This window comes from Paenibacillus timonensis (assembly GCF_022427145.1).
GTDB classification, from domain to species: Bacteria; Bacillota; Bacilli; order Paenibacillales; family Paenibacillaceae; genus Fontibacillus; species Fontibacillus timonensis.
The window spans coordinates 39,614-53,912 of sequence record NZ_JAKSXN010000004.1 but is presented as its reverse complement, the minus strand read 5'-3'; the positions used below and the strand labels follow the sequence as shown (position 1 = coordinate 53,912).

General features: G+C 49.9%; 16 protein-coding genes. 8 read left to right on the top strand and 8 right to left on the bottom strand.

The window, feature by feature from the left end; all coding sequences use genetic code 11:
- The 3 genes from MJ257_RS02460 to MJ257_RS02450 form a co-directional block, all read right to left on the bottom strand.
- Nucleotides 1–591: a response regulator transcription factor gene (locus MJ257_RS02460; RefSeq protein ID WP_240267749.1), complete on the bottom strand. Its 591-nt coding sequence runs from the start codon at nucleotides 589–591 to the stop codon at nucleotides 1–3.
- The gene (locus MJ257_RS02455) at nucleotides 563–1,804 is read right to left on the bottom strand and encodes a sensor histidine kinase (RefSeq protein ID WP_240267748.1); all 1,242 of its coding nucleotides are present in this window, start codon (nucleotides 1,802–1,804) and stop codon (nucleotides 563–565) included. The genes MJ257_RS02460 and MJ257_RS02455 overlap by 29 nt, the downstream gene beginning before the upstream one ends.
- A gap of 91 nt (nucleotides 1,805–1,895) precedes the next feature.
- Complete coding sequence (locus MJ257_RS02450; RefSeq protein WP_240267747.1) at nucleotides 1,896–2,477, bottom strand: TetR/AcrR family transcriptional regulator; 582 nt, start codon at nucleotides 2,475–2,477, stop codon at nucleotides 1,896–1,898.
- A gap of 173 nt (nucleotides 2,478–2,650) precedes the next feature.
- Here MJ257_RS02450 and MJ257_RS02445 point away from each other — a divergent pair, with 173 nt between their 5' ends.
- The 5 genes from MJ257_RS02445 (at nucleotide 2,651) to MJ257_RS02425 (ending at nucleotide 8,184) form a co-directional block, all read left to right on the top strand.
- The gene (locus MJ257_RS02445) at nucleotides 2,651–3,409 is read left to right on the top strand and encodes an SDR family oxidoreductase (RefSeq protein WP_240267746.1); all 759 of its coding nucleotides are present in this window, start codon (nucleotides 2,651–2,653) and stop codon (nucleotides 3,407–3,409) included.
- A 17-nt stretch (nucleotides 3,410–3,426) separates the two neighbouring features.
- The gene (locus MJ257_RS02440) at nucleotides 3,427–4,335 is read left to right on the top strand and encodes an oxidoreductase (RefSeq protein WP_240267745.1); all 909 of its coding nucleotides are present in this window, start codon (nucleotides 3,427–3,429) and stop codon (nucleotides 4,333–4,335) included.
- A gap of 185 nt (nucleotides 4,336–4,520) precedes the next feature.
- Entirely contained in the window at nucleotides 4,521–6,545 is a 2,025-nt protein-coding gene (locus MJ257_RS02435) for a right-handed parallel beta-helix repeat-containing protein (protein WP_240267744.1), read from the top strand.
- Nucleotides 6,546–6,799: 254 nt separating this feature from the next.
- Entirely contained in the window at nucleotides 6,800–7,666 is an 867-nt protein-coding gene (locus tag MJ257_RS02430; RefSeq protein ID WP_240267743.1) for a sigma-70 family RNA polymerase sigma factor, read from the top strand.
- A gap of 32 nt (nucleotides 7,667–7,698) precedes the next feature.
- Complete coding sequence (locus MJ257_RS02425) at nucleotides 7,699–8,184, top strand: effector binding domain-containing protein (RefSeq protein WP_240267742.1); 486 nt, start codon at nucleotides 7,699–7,701, stop codon at nucleotides 8,182–8,184.
- 161 nt (nucleotides 8,185–8,345) lie between these two features.
- Here MJ257_RS02425 and MJ257_RS02420 read toward each other — a convergent pair whose 3' ends face one another.
- Nucleotides 8,346–8,543: a hypothetical protein gene (locus tag MJ257_RS02420; protein ID WP_240267741.1), complete on the bottom strand. Its 198-nt coding sequence runs from the start codon at nucleotides 8,541–8,543 to the stop codon at nucleotides 8,346–8,348.
- A gap of 229 nt (nucleotides 8,544–8,772) precedes the next feature.
- Between MJ257_RS02420 and MJ257_RS02415 the strand changes: the two genes are divergently transcribed.
- Entirely contained in the window at nucleotides 8,773–9,276 is a 504-nt protein-coding gene (locus tag MJ257_RS02415) for a hypothetical protein (protein ID WP_240267740.1), read from the top strand.
- 23 nt (nucleotides 9,277–9,299) lie between these two features.
- Here the strand turns inward: MJ257_RS02415 and MJ257_RS02410 are convergent, their stop codons facing one another.
- From MJ257_RS02410 to MJ257_RS02395, 4 genes are all read right to left on the bottom strand, one after another.
- Nucleotides 9,300–9,719, bottom strand: a complete 420-nt coding sequence (locus tag MJ257_RS02410) for a hypothetical protein (RefSeq protein WP_240267739.1) — start codon at nucleotides 9,717–9,719, stop codon at nucleotides 9,300–9,302.
- 157 nt (nucleotides 9,720–9,876) lie between these two features.
- A complete protein-coding gene (locus MJ257_RS02405) occupies nucleotides 9,877–10,440 on the bottom strand; it encodes a nitroreductase family protein (protein WP_240267738.1) in 564 nt (187 codons plus the stop codon).
- A 21-nt stretch (nucleotides 10,441–10,461) separates the two neighbouring features.
- A complete protein-coding gene (locus MJ257_RS02400; protein ID WP_240267737.1) occupies nucleotides 10,462–11,472 on the bottom strand; it encodes an iron-siderophore ABC transporter substrate-binding protein in 1,011 nt (336 codons plus the stop codon).
- 129 nt (nucleotides 11,473–11,601) lie between these two features.
- The gene (locus MJ257_RS02395) at nucleotides 11,602–13,503 is read right to left on the bottom strand and encodes an ABC transporter substrate-binding protein (protein ID WP_240267736.1); all 1,902 of its coding nucleotides are present in this window, start codon (nucleotides 13,501–13,503) and stop codon (nucleotides 11,602–11,604) included.
- Between the two features lie 84 nt (nucleotides 13,504–13,587).
- On the opposite strand from MJ257_RS02395, the gene MJ257_RS02390 reads away from it, so the two are divergent.
- Nucleotides 13,588–13,851 carry an AbrB/MazE/SpoVT family DNA-binding domain-containing protein gene (locus MJ257_RS02390; protein ID WP_240267735.1) on the top strand — a complete coding sequence of 88 codons (264 nt, stop codon included), beginning with the start codon at nucleotides 13,588–13,590 and terminating at the stop codon, nucleotides 13,849–13,851.
- Nucleotides 13,848–14,255: a type II toxin-antitoxin system death-on-curing family toxin gene (locus MJ257_RS02385; RefSeq protein WP_240267734.1), complete on the top strand. Its 408-nt coding sequence runs from the start codon at nucleotides 13,848–13,850 to the stop codon at nucleotides 14,253–14,255. The genes MJ257_RS02390 and MJ257_RS02385 overlap by 4 nt, the downstream gene beginning before the upstream one ends.
- Nucleotides 14,256–14,299: the final 44 nt, after the last annotated feature.

Here is a 14,299-nt window from a genome sequence, read left to right as displayed (position 1 = left end):
CTATGAAATAATCTTCAACTCTTTGGCGCGCTGCAGCGCCTTCACGCGGTTATTGACGTCCAGCTTCCGAAAGACGTTCTTCAAGTGAGACTTCACCGTTTCCGAAGTGATGTGCAGCAACTCCGCGATTTGTCGGTTGGATAACCCTTCCGCGATATATTGGACGATTCGCGTCTCCTGTCCGGTCAGCAAGCCGGTTGAGGCCGGCTCCTCCTCGGAAGCCTCCTCTCGATATTTCTCCCTGATCTTCTCCCACGTTCGGGCAAATCGTTGTTTCGTCACTGGCTTCATTAAGTAGTCTAAAGCGTTCACTTCGAACGCTTGTACCGCATAATCGTCGAAGCCCGTGACGAAGATGACGGATAGGGAGGGAGCCTGCTCCAGTAATAGTCGGGACAACGACATCCCATCAACTTCCGGCATGGAGATATCGAGGAAAGCCACTTGAATGGGGTTGGCCCGCACATACTCATACGCCTCGCGCGGAGTCAGAAACGCGCCGCAAACTTCGAGGTCCTCATATTCGGCAAGTAGATGCTGTAGCCCTCGCACCGACAAAGCTTCATCGTCCACGATCATCGCTCTTATCATCCAACTTCCTCCTGTCTGACGGATAGGGGAGCTCGAAGAACACTTTCGTTCCGACTCCGACCGCACTTTTGACTTGCAAGCTTGCGTCGTATAGCAGCTTGATTCGCCGTGCTATGTTTCTCAGCCCGATTCCTCTGCGCCCCGAATCCGAACCAAGCACTTCTTGCCGCTTTGCCTCGCTCATTCCGCATCCGTTATCCTCAACGCTGAACCGAAGCTTCTCATCCGCTTCCCGAACCGAGATTTTAACGATGCCGCCTCTTACGCTAGACATCAGACCATGCTTGATCGCATTCTCGACCAAGGGCTGCAAGATGAGCGGAGGAATGAGGCGATTCGGATCGGCCTCGATTTCGTACTCGATGGCCAACCGGTCGCCGAATCGTGCTTTTTCAATGTTGACGTAAGCCTGGGTCAATTCCAACTCGTTCTCCAATGTCGTGAACGTGTCCATTTGCTTGAAGTTAAGCCCGGATCTGAGATATTGAGAGAGGTCCAGCGTAAGCTGTTTCGCCTGTGGGGGGTCTTCTACGCAGAGAACGGCTATCGAATTGAGGGCGTTGTTTAGAAAATGCGGCTGAATCTGCGAACGTAAAAAAGCGATCTCCGCATCTTTGGCTTCCGCCAGCCGCTGTTGATTTTTCACGATCGTCTCCTTCACCTTCTCATTCAACGCAACAAAGACCAGAACGACGGCCACCATAACCAGGGTGTACAGGAGAATAGAGCTCAAGAACGTATCGAATAAGCCAATAAAGAGGGCCATTGAAAGAAAACTGCAAATGCAATAGCTAACCGTTAGGCCTGTCGCGATCCGCAGCTTTTGGTTCTTATTCGCTTGCAGGAATCGGGACTGGAAATACATGAAGATCGGGATGCACATAAATACGGCCAACGTCGTCGCGTAGAATCCGCCATCCATCCCAAGGTAGGCGCGGTAGAGCAGAATAAGCAAGGATAGAAACAGCGTCGTCTCGACCCCGCCGTAGAACGCCCCCAGAAGCAACGGAACGATACGGATGTCGATGGATAATTGATCGGTAACGTGGACGGGAAAGGTCATGCATAACACAAGCGCGACTCCGAATAGGAGCGCCTGCGTCAGCCTGAAATACTTAAATCTTCCGAAGCCGATCGAATAAAATAATTGGAAAGCGAAAATCAACGTAACGACGAACGCTACCTGCAGCAATAAGTCTTCAAGGATATTCATCACAACCGCCCTGTATCCTTCCCATCCATTCTATTATGCCTATTGTAAATAATCTCTGGCTGTTTTGTCTAACAGGGATGCTGCTCTTCTATTATCCTGTGACGGGGGCTAAACCTGCAGCAACGACCACCAGAACGTCTTTCACCGTGTCTTCCGCCGAGCTCTGCTGCGGTTGCCGGCTCCACTCCATGGCCGCTCCAAAGATGCCCCAGCTTGCGATCCGGGCGGTCGTCTCCACCGTCTTGCGCGAAACAGAGGGTTCCGCTTGTTCGCCTAACCAGGCAAATAAGAGATCATAGAGTTCCTTTTGCATCACGAGTTCAAACAGGGTCTCATACTGGCGATCCGCCAAAGACATATACGGGCGCGTACAGAAGAGAAAATCGAAAACGATCAAAATCAGCGTCCGCAGGCTCCCGATATCGGATAAAGCCGCATTCGGCAGCTCATCCTCCAGCTTCTCCAGGAATTTCTCCCTCATCCAGCTCTCCAGAAACGTGAATTTGTCTTCAAAATGCGCATAAAACGTCGAGCGATTTACGGTCGCGTAGGCCGTGATATCTTGTATGGTAATCGAAGAGACGTTTTTCTTCTGCTCCAGCAATTCCATAAAAGCTTGCATCAGGAGCTGACGCGTTCTTTTTACACGGGGATCGTCGGGGTTCGTGAGCATGTTAAGCCTCTCCTCTCTATCAGGATAAAAAACAACAAATCCGAGCATATGTTGGATAAGCCACGAATGCGCCGGTTTATTGGTTGTATGAGCCAAATCGCTTAGATAAGATTAGCACAGACAGGGTGTCTATGAAAGCCGTAAATCGGTTCAACCAAGGGAGGAAGAGGAGAATGGATCACAATCAGGGAAATAAATATGCAGGCAAAAAAATCGTAATTACGGGAGGCAGCAGCGGGCTCGGCCTTACGACAGCGAAGCTGCTGGCGGATGAAGGCGCAAGCGTCCTGATCACCGGTCGTACCCAGGCGAAGCTGGACTCCGCTCGCGAAGAGCTTGGCAGCAATGCGGTCGCCGTGCTTAGCGACGCCGCGTCGTTAACGGATATCGACGAATTGGCCAATCGGGTCAAGGCCGAATTCGGAACAATCGATGCCTTGTTCGTTAACGCCGGCATCACGGGCTTTGTTCCCTTCGAATTGACGACCGAGGAAATGTACGACGAGTTGCTGGCGATCAACGCCAAAGGTCCGTACTTCACCGTGCAGAAACTGACCCCGTTGCTCAACGAAGGAAGCGGCGTGGTGCTCACGACCTCGATCGCGAACACCGTGGGGATCCCGATGCTCAGTGCGTACGGGGCCAGTAAAGCTGCGCTGCGCTCCATGACCCGCAGTCTGGCCCGCGAACTGCTGCCGCGGAAGATTCGCGTCAACGCGGTCAGCCCCGGCCCAATCGACACGGGCATCATGGAGAAAACGATGCCGAAGGAAGCGGCGGAACAGACCAAGTCTCAGATGGAACAGCAGATCCACATGCTGCGTTTCGGCGCCCCCCTCGAGGTAGCCAAAACCGTCGCATTCCTGGCGTTCGATGCGACTTACACAACCGAAGCCGAAATCCCCGTGGATGGAGGCGGCTCTCAGATATAAAGGAAGGACGAAACCCTATGACAACATCCTGGACAGAAGACCACATGCCGGATCAGACGGGACGTGTGGCTATCGTAACCGGAGCCAACAGCGGGATTGGCTGGGAAGCGGCGCGGGCCCTAGCCAGCCAAGGGGCGACGGTCATTATGGCCTGCCGCAGTATCGCCAATGCCAACCTTGCCGCTGACCGGATTCAAGCACTCAAGCCGTCGGGCAAAGTCGTAGTCATGGCGCTCGATTTGGGCGATCTGGCCTCTGTCCGCACTTTTGCGACGGCCTTTCGCCAGAACTACCCGCGGCTGGATCTCCTGATCAACAACGCCGGCGTGGCGCATCCCCCTTACGGGAAGACCGTACAGGGCTTCGAACAGCAATTCGGGACCAACCACCTGGGGCATTTTGCGCTGACTGGTCTGCTGCTGGATCTGCTTGGCGCGACGCCAGGCGCACGCATTGTGACTGTAAGCAGCATTTCACATCGCTCGGGAGTCATTCACTTTGATGACCTGAACCTGGAACGGAATTACAAGCCATCGCTCGGCTATGCTCAGAGCAAGCTGGCGAATCTCCTGTTCACCTACGAGCTTCAGCGTCGGCTTGTGGCCGCAGGCCAATCCACGCTGGCCGTAGCGGCACATCCGGGCTGGTCCGCGACCAATGCGCTGCGGCATTCCAACTTCATGCGACACCTGAACCCGATGTTCGCGCAACCCCCGAAAATGGGCTTCTTGCCGACCCTTTATGCGGCCACCGCGCCAGACGTCCGAGGCGGCGATTACTTTGGGCCAAGCCTTCTCGAATTGCGCGGCTTCCCCAAGAAGGTCGAATCGAGTCCGCGCTCGCATAACGAAGCCGCCGCGCGGCGGTTGTGGATGGTTTCGGAGGAGCTGACGCAGGTGAGGTATGAGTTTGGTGCGGTGCAATAATCAAATAGGAGCTTGAAAGTGAAAACCCGCTCGGTGAGCGGGTTTTCACAATATATAGGGCAATTTCGTATCAGCCGATTCTAAATCCATCGAGGACTCTTTTTGACCATTCCGGCTATCGTTTGTACAATATTTATAGCCGTTTAAACCGGCGACATCCGATAGGCAGGAAGAAGGAGATTCTTATGGAATACCATGTATCCATGCATGGGAAGGATCAGGCAAGCGGAACAATGGATCAACCCTTTCGTACGATATCACGCGCTGCGGCTCTTGCCCTGGCTGGGGATACGGTTATCGTTCATGCCGGAGTATACCGGGAATGGGTGAACCCGGCCAATGGAGGAACAGAGGAACATCGAATCCTCTATCGATCCGCAGGCGACGGGGAAGTCGTCATAACAGGCGCTGAACGGATTACCGACTGGAAGTCGGAGGGAGGCCCTGTTTGGAGTACAGAAGTACCTAACTCCCTATTTTCCGTTCGTAATCCCTTTAAAGAGGAGCTCCGTGGAGACTGGGTGTTTGACGGGCCCTTCCCGGTTCATCTCGGGGATGTTTATTTGGATGGCAAATCGCTGTATGAATGCGATGGTGTCGAGAAAGTTCACCAGCCCGAAGTTTGGCCCGAAGCCAAATATCCGAAAGACTCGTTGTTAACGTGGTATGCCGAAGTTGGATCTGCAACAACCAAGATCTGGGCCAATTTTGGCGGAAAAGATCCTCGTAAGGAAAATGTAGAAATCAATGTTCGTCCTTATTGCTTCTGGCCTGAGAAACCCGGACTTAACTACATAACTGTAAGCGGATTCACGCTTCGCCAAGCCTCTCCACAATGGGCGCCGCCTACGGACTATCAGGAGGGTTTGATCGGGCCTCACTGGAGCAAGGGTTGGATTATTGAAAACAATATCATCAGTGAATCCAAATGCGTGGGGATCAGCCTGGGTACCGAAATCGGTACAGGTCACGCTAAGTCTTCCGGGAAGCATATTAAAGGCGGTACTCAACGCGAGCAGGAAGTTATTTTGCGAGCCTTACGCTCCGGTTGGCATAAGGATCGCATCGGCAGCCACATCGTTCGAGGTAATGTGATTCATGATTGCGAACAGGCAGGGATCGTGGGCCATATGGGGGCCGCCTTCAGCCGTATTTATCAAAACCGCATTTACAATATTCACCACAAACGGCTCAGACACGGCGCTGAAGTCGCAGGAATCAAACTGCATGCTTCCCTGGATACTCAAATTAGCGAAAATATCATCTATAGCTGTTACCGAGCACTTTGGCTTGACTGGCAGGCACAGGGCACCCGCATCAGCCGCAATGTATTTTTTGACAACCTATCCGAAGACTTGTTCGTTGAGGTTTGCCACGGTCCGTATTTGGCGGATCACAATCTGTTCCTCTCTCCCATGAATTTCCGAAATATGGCGCAGGGCGGCGCATTTGTCCATAATTTGTTTGCAGGCCGATTTGTCGTTCGTTCCGAGATTACCCGTACGACGCCGTATCACTTCCCTCACGAGACGGCAATGGCAGGGTACTCCAATATCACCGGGGGCGATGACAGGTACTACAACAATATCTTTTTGGGGGATGAGGGTGCGAATCAGGAGCCGGTTCCCATCACCTTTTTCGAGCATCTTCCGCTTAAACCAAGGGATGAAGTTGGAGAGAACGGGAAGACGGTCATGGATGGGGTTCCGGACGATTCCATCTGCTATCTGCATGCTGTGGGACTGGGAGGCTACAACAACCACCCTGATGCCAAAGATAAGAAATGGTGGGAATACACCAAAGAAGAGCTTGCTGCGCTTGGCGAAGCCGCCAAGGATTTCTTTATCGGAAATGCTGTTCTTCCGGTGGCGATGGGCGGAAATGTATATCTTAACCATGCGGTTCCAGGTAGTCATGAACCCCATGCGAAAATTGATGCACAGAAGGGCATCACCGTCCAGGTTCATCCTGCGCAAGGCCGCGTGCAAGTTCAGGTTAATGCGCCCGAATTGCTTCGGGGAGCCTCTGCCCTATTGGTGACCACCGATCTGCTTGGCAAGACTTATCACGCCGAGATGAAGTATGAGGAGCCGGACGGCACTCCTTATCGTTTTGACTCCGACTTTTTCGGAAACAGGAGACCTGATGCAGATGTCACACCCGGTCCGTTTGAATGGAGCGAAGAGGGTAGCTTTGATTTTGAATTTTAGATAGAAGAAGGGCCCCGACCATTTGGTCAGGGCCCTTCTTCTACATATGGAGGCGAAAGGCATCGAGCCCCATTAAGGTACATACAATACCTTTTTATCAAATTTCGGAAATCGTTCCTGCACTTCTTCCCAGCGCATACCCGCACTCCGAGACAAATTGTTTATTTGCTCGAATCGGGGATACTTGTCACATAATCCAATGGCCATACGTCAGACTAATAAGAACATAATTTAAGGGAAAAGGAAGCGGAGTGATGAACGCACAGGAATTGATAGCGGAACAATTTGAAAAGAATCGCAAGAACCTTCTCGCGATAGCCTATCGAATGCTGGGATCTTGGAGCGAGGCAGAGGATGCAGTTCAAGAAGCTTGGCTGCGTCTAAGCCTGTCAGATTCCAGAAATATTGAGAATCTAGGCGGTTGGCTGACTACAGTGGTCTCCCGAATCTGCCTTGACATGCTCCGGGCACGTAAATCGCGGCGAGAGGAGTCGGTGGAAGACTATTCGCCCCATGCATTCATGAATAATTCGGATAGTGATCCTGAACAAGAGGCCCTACTGGCAGACTCGGTCGGACTCGCAATGCTGGTAGTGCTTGGCAGTCTGAGCCCATCCGAGCGTGTCACCTTTGTTCTGCACGACATATTCGCTATTCCCTTTACTGAAATTGCCTCTATCCTGGGTAAAACCGAGGCAGCTACTAGACAACTTGCCAGTCGTGCACGACGCCGTGTGAAAGGTGGGACCCCAGAAAAAGACAAGACTCCTCTGGCTTATCAACGCGAGCTGATCGAAGCATTCCTCGCCGCGGCGCGGGATGCTGACTTTGACCGGTTGTTGGCTGTGCTTGACCCGAATGTTGTGCTTCGGGACGACCGTCAGCGTGGAGGATTGCGCATCACTCATGGAGCGCACCATCTAGCCCAGCAGGTTGCCGGGCGCATACAGGCTTCACAAACCGCTCTCATAAACGGTTCCGTCGGTGTGATCGTGGCCCCTCGAGGTCACTTGCAGTACGTGCTCCAATACACCATTCGGCAAGGAAGGATTGCCGAAATCGATTTGATCTCCGATCCCGTAAATATCAGCAAGCTGGACCTTGTGCCGCTGGACTATTGAATTCAACCTTTTAAAGGAGGATTTTGATCAAAATGAGCAATTACAGAGTGGAAGAGAAAGATGCCTTTCGTTTCATAGGATATCCTATTTTGCTGGGTGGAGAGGCAATCATCCATACCGATAGTTATTCCATCCGAAAGACCGAGTTCTTCAAGTCCGTCATTCAGAGCGGCAAGTTGACCTTGCTTCGCCCCCTCTCGGAGAGTAAGTATGGGTATGGAGTAATCGCCGCGAAGGATAGCGGTACTTACTACTATGCCGGTGTCCGTACCACCCAACCCCCTATCGACGGAACGGAAGAGGTGTTATTCCCCCAAAGTCACTATCTGATTCTGAGCGGCCAAGGCGGGTTGTCCCGCCTTGCCTTTGACAAACTTGAAGATCAAGCATTCACGGAGGTCTTGACCGAGAACTTCCCTTACGAATATCACGGGGGTCCCATTGCCGAAATCTTGTTAAACGGAAATCCGGCCGACGCTGAAGTCGAAGTATGGATACCCGTAATTCGGAAACCATGACCCAAACGAAAAGAGGCTTCTCTACATTTTACTGTAGCGAAGCTCCTTTTCGTTGTTGTGGATTTACCCTATGGAGGCAAGGGGAGTCGAACCCCTGTCCGATGGCAACGCCACATAGGTTTCTACGAAGAATGTACCCGATAACGCACTTCGAGGGATGGTTATTCAATACACTCCCGCTCTGTCCGCTTTCCCTCTGTATCGAAAATGATCTCGAATTTATTCCCCTCAGCATCCTCGCGAATACGTCTGTTATCCTTAATATAGTACAGGGATGCTCCCGATTGTTTGGCTTGTAGACGAGCACGTTGGCTGGCCTTCTTAAGTATACTTTGAAGCTGTTCTCGATCGACTGCCATAACGAGGACCTCGTTCTGTTTTCTGTTCATTGCTTTACATTATTATACACATAAAAAAGCCATCAACCACATCATTGGCTGAAGGCTTGTTCGTCTTGTTTCATGGAGGCGAGGGTTTCACCTCTATTGACTAGTAAATGAATAGGACTGATTACATGTACATTCTAATGCAACTTCCCAGCTAATGGAAACGTAGTAGAAGTAACTATTCTGGTATCGAGGTGATTAAATGAAACCTGTACATAAGTTGCTGTTCCTATGTATGGTGCCACTTTTATTGTCTGCCTGCTCACAAAATACGGAAGGTAAGCCACCTACGACTAATTTGGATCTACGTCCTCCAGTCGAAATTTCAATTGAAGAGGCGGAAAATAAGGTCCCGTTTGAAATAAAACAACCATCCATTCCTTTCCCAGTTACTCAAAAATCAGCAAGGATTTTAGATACCGATGGTAAGTTTGATACAGTAGAAATTACGTATGCAAATGCTGATGAAGGATTGAACCTGATCCTTATGATTACAAACTCAAAAGCTGATACGCCTCCGAGTGGGAAGAAAGGTCAAAAATTAGCTAACGGTTCGCAAACATGGGACCAAGGAAACGAACATGTAAGTGCCATCTATTGGAGAAACGAGGGTTTAACTTACTCTCTTATTTCAGGGAAAAATAACAATCTTGAACCGTTATACGATTACCAAAAGTTAATTGAAATCGCAAATACAATAAAATGACTGCGCATGCAGTTCTATCATTTTCATTCTGAAGTAATACTAATGATCTCTGTGTTCTGAGTAGCCCCATCACTTCCTAAGGCTTGAACATAAATGCGGTCGTGAAAACTCCGGTTGCCGAAGTTCCATGTCAAAGACCAGCCGTCACTCCCATCCTTATCATAACCAATGAGTTCTCTTTCCCCCCAAGTTTCCGTACCCGTCGGAGTAATCCAAAATAGAACGGTTTCGACATGTTTAGCCTCTACCTGAATGGTCATCGCATTCACATCTTTATGAACAATCCACCACCCAGCATTCTTCGGTAAATCCGTGGATACCTCTAAGATTTCTGCTTTCCCGTCCATGATTGGCGATTGTTCTGATACCGTTTGTTGATTGTTACACGCGGATAAGAGTAAGGCGAATAAAAAACATATACCCGTGATGTTCATTGTCTTCATCATTTCCCTCCAGAAAAAATGCTGTTATCGAAAAAGATCGTTGCAAACGGCGTACTTCTTTGCGGATGGAATCCAGACAAACCTGTTCTAACGTATAAACGATATAGGTTGACCTTTTGTAACAGAATGCTAAAGGAGAGGGATTGCCCTCTCCACTTTACGATTTATGCCAGCTTATTAAGTGCTCCGCCCTTCGGCGGGGGCGCGGCTTCGGTAATTTGTCCAAAGGGTAGTAACCCATATGAAGCGTGCCGACAACCTTCTCCCCCGGCCGAACCCCGACAACCTTGCGGAATCGCGGATCCCAGTTGTACTCGTTGGTTTTCCATACAACCCCGATTCCTCGGCTCCATGCCAGAAGCTGAAAGTTCTGAATAAGTGCCGCACATGCCAGAAGAGCCTCCTCGGCCTCTCTCGGACGCGGTTCTTCTTTGGCGACAACAATCAGATGCGCGACGGCATTATCACAATAATCCCGTTCCGCTGACTCGCCATATTGCTCGAGTTCTTCCCTGGTATAGGTTTGGAGAACCGCCCGCGCAAATGTTCTCCGTCCTTCTTCTTTAAACAGGATGAAACGCCATGGTTCCCTGGCCGAATGATAAGGAGCCCACACCGCATCGTCAAGCAATTCCAGAATAAGCTCATCCGTTATCTCCTTCTGGCTGTATCTCCTGACGGTTCTCCTCTCCCGGATCACGCGGGACAGTTCATCGCTCATCGTGGTTCGCCCCCGTTCCGGTTAGTTGTTCTGTTCAATGACTTTCACGATCTCGTCAATGGCATAGGTGTTGGCTACAGGCGAAAAACCAAAGTTAAACCACTCATTGTCTCCTACAAGATAAACGTGGCCATTTTTGACTGCATTCAAATTTTTCCATATTGAACTGATTGCCATATTTTCATATTCCATTTTCGCTTGTTCCGCTTCCGAGCCGCTGTCCACCTGGAGAATGATATGATCCGGATTGTATTCCGGCAGTATTTCTAAAGAAATCTGCACGGTGCTCTCTTCTTGCGGAAAAGCTTTAACAGGTTTCAGGCCAAGCTCCTCGTGAATAATACGCCCTCTGCTTGAATCGGCCCCATAAATAAAGACTCCCTTTGGAGTTATTCTCATATAAGCAACGGTTTCGTCCCCGATTAATGTATGGAGCTTTTCTTTCGCCTCTCCCGTTGTACGTTCATATTCCTGAATGGCTTGTTCGGCCTTCTCCGTTCTTCCGAGCGCTTCCCCGATATCCCGAAGCTCATCGCGCCAATCGTCCCGGTTCGGCAGCAACACCGTTGGGGCGATTTTCGCAAGCTGGTCGTAGCTCTTCTCATCCCTCCAAGCCGGCGCAAGGATGAGATCCGGTTCGGCAGCAAGTACGGCTTCGAAATTAGGGCTATCCACCGCTCCCAGATCTATGACCTCTTTGAAGCCCCCGTTGAAATACGACGGGAATTCCTCATGATAATTTTCAGCTGCAACCGGCGTTATGCCCAGCGCAAATAAGAACTCCGGATAGGTCACCGTAGTGCCAATCACTCTTTCAGGATCGGCGGGCACCGTAATATCCCCTTTCATGCTTTTGACGACACGCTGCTTTTGTGCTGCCGATGAAGTTGCTGTCCGGGTCGCATTTGATGCGGTATTCGATGCTTCTTCGGCCGCAGGAGCTGGCTTATTGCCCCCCGCACCGCAAGCTGCGCACAACAAAAGTACCCCTAAGGATACGAATAAGGCCATCCTGTTTCTTGTCCGTTTCATTCGCTCGTTCCTCCAAGTCTATGCTCTAATTAATAATAATTCTCATTCTCATTATAAATAAACCACTGCACTCCGCCTATGGAGGAATGAGAATGACGGCTTGGAGAATTGGGAAGTGCGGCTTCCGTTTTAGGAATGTCGAGGCTTGCGTTGCCTTTTTTCAAGAATCCGAACCATTTCTTCCGCGGCATAACATGTAGCGATTGGAGAAAAAGAAAAGTTATACCAATCCCTACCTCTTACAGGATATACCTGCTTATTCATGACCGCCGTCAAACCGTTCCACTGCTCGCTTTGCGACAATTCCTCATAGAATTCCCTAGCCTGTATCTGTTCGTCGATATGCAGAATGATATGATCGATACTTAATCGCCTTAAGGTCTCGCTGGACAAAGCGATACCCGGATTCTCGTTATATAATAACGCGGCAGGCTTTAATCCCAGTTCCCGGTGAATGGTTTTTCCTCTATGCGAATGCATGCCATGGATATAGGCTTCATCTCCCGATATCCGCACATACATGACCGATTCGTCTCCGATCATCGACTGCAAACGCTCTTTCGCTACAGCGATTCTGGACTCATAATCCTGTATGACTCGTTCGGCTTCTTTTCTCTTTCCCAAAATTTCCGCCATATCTCGCAATTCATCTCGCCAATCCTCTTGTTCAGGCAGCAATACGGTCGGAGCTATTCGGGACAACTCCTCGTAGTGATGCTGGTCCTGCCAGGCCGGTGCCAGTATGAAGTCGGGCCTTGCTGACCGAATGGATTCATAATCGGGCTTCTTCGAACCGTTCAAGCGATAGACACCTGAAAACTCACTTTTAAGATAGGAGGGGAAATCATTCTGGAATACGAGGGCGGCGACTGGCGTAATGCCAAGCGAATACAGAAGCTCCGGATACGTGACGGACATCCCCAGATATCGCCGGTTCGTAACATACTGTCGGGGAGAAAGCCCGACGGTCTGCTTGAACCGCCTGCTGAAATAGTGTTCGTCCTGAAAGCCGACTTGCCGCGCGATGTCATAGAAACGGTTGCCGGTCATATGAAGCATTTCCTTCGCACGGCGGATTCGAAGATCGGTCAAATAATGGTTTGGGCTTTGCCCTGTTTGTTCCTTGAATAAGGAACTGTACCAGCGCCGGCTTATGCCCGCCATTTGCGCCAGTTGCTCCACGTTTATCGCTTCTTGATAATGCTGCTGGATGTACTGAATCGTCCGGCCCACAGCCGCTTCCGGACTTTCCTTCCCCGCTGGGTCAACCTTCCGTTCGAGAATAAAATACATCAAATTCTGAAATCGGAAGTGATCGGCCATCTGAAGTTGACCCTCATGTTCGTCAGCATGCCGGTACAATTCCATCATCATTTCCTCTAGCCGACTGAACGCCGTTGCCGCCATATCTCCATATGGAAGCGTCTCTTCTTGGCTGCTTGGTATCAGACGAACCTCTCCATTCCCTCGTGCATCTTCCATACGATACACCGTGAAGGACAGCAAATAATAGAGAAGCGTTTGCTTCCCCTCTTGATGGATCCTCGCTGTGGTTACCGGAGGCAACAACAGACTGTTCCCCCGATTCAGCTCGACATGGAGGCCGCTCCCCTCCAGCTTTCCTTGTCCTCCTGCAATCAGCAACAGCGTATGCGTACCTGTCAGCTCATCCGTTAACCCGGTTGTTAGTTTTCGATAGTGGATGCCGGTCATCGAAAAATGCAGATCGCGAAATGGAATCCCGGCTGATCTATTCTGATTCATGTTAATACGCAGTCCCTTCGACCAATCTCGAAAATCTATCGATCTCCACGAGTGATAACGATTATCAATAGTATAGAAATAAAAAGAAAGTTTATCAACCTGAGTTGACAAGCTTTCCGTCACGGCTTGAGCTGACCGTTTCGCATAGGGTCTTCTATCATCCGCATGAATGAAGACAACACAAGCTTCTACAGGTGTAGTCACGGTTTTGATGTCACCTAACCTAAGCATCGTATGCGATACTGGGACGCCCCGTAATCGGCTCAATTCCAGGTCAGCCTGATTGTCTTCTCGATTTTATAACTGTATAATTGTTATAACAATTGAATATGATGATAAGGAGGAAACCTAATGAACAGGATGATTGAGATGGAACGGAAAGTGACCAAATTTGGCAACAGCCTCGGTATAACCATGACGGATGCCTTGAAGCAAATTGGACTGGATCAAGGTGACACCGTCACCATTGAGGTTAGTCCAGCCACAGGAGAAATTATTATTAAGAAGTCAACAAAAGTCTCCTTGCCTGAAGGAATAAGTGCGGACTTCATGGATACATTGACGGATGTCATTGAAGAATACGATCAAACGCTTCGAGGACTTAAAGACAGATGACATCCATCCGTTATTTATCCGTCCAAGAAGTAATAGCAATCAATGTTGCCATGATTCAACGATATAGCCCGGGGGAACACATTGGAGTTAAAGAACCTGGATTGCTCGAATCGGCTGTCCATCGACCTCAATCTTCTGCCTTTGGCGAAGATGCTTATCCTACTATTTTCGAAAAAGCCGCAGCTATGTTCGAATCGCTCGGCCAAAACCATCCTTTTCACAACGCAAACAAACGGACTGCTTTTACAGCACTGGTTGTATTCCTGCGCTATAATGGCCTGCACTTCAAGATGGACACAAAGAAAGCCGAGGATTTTACAGTAGATATGGTTAATCATCGTTTTCATTTTCAAGAGATGGTTTCGATTATTGAGGCTCACTGCATCACGGTTCCCAATTCATAAAGTGCAAAACACCATCCTCTTGCGGATGGTGTTCATAATGGTGA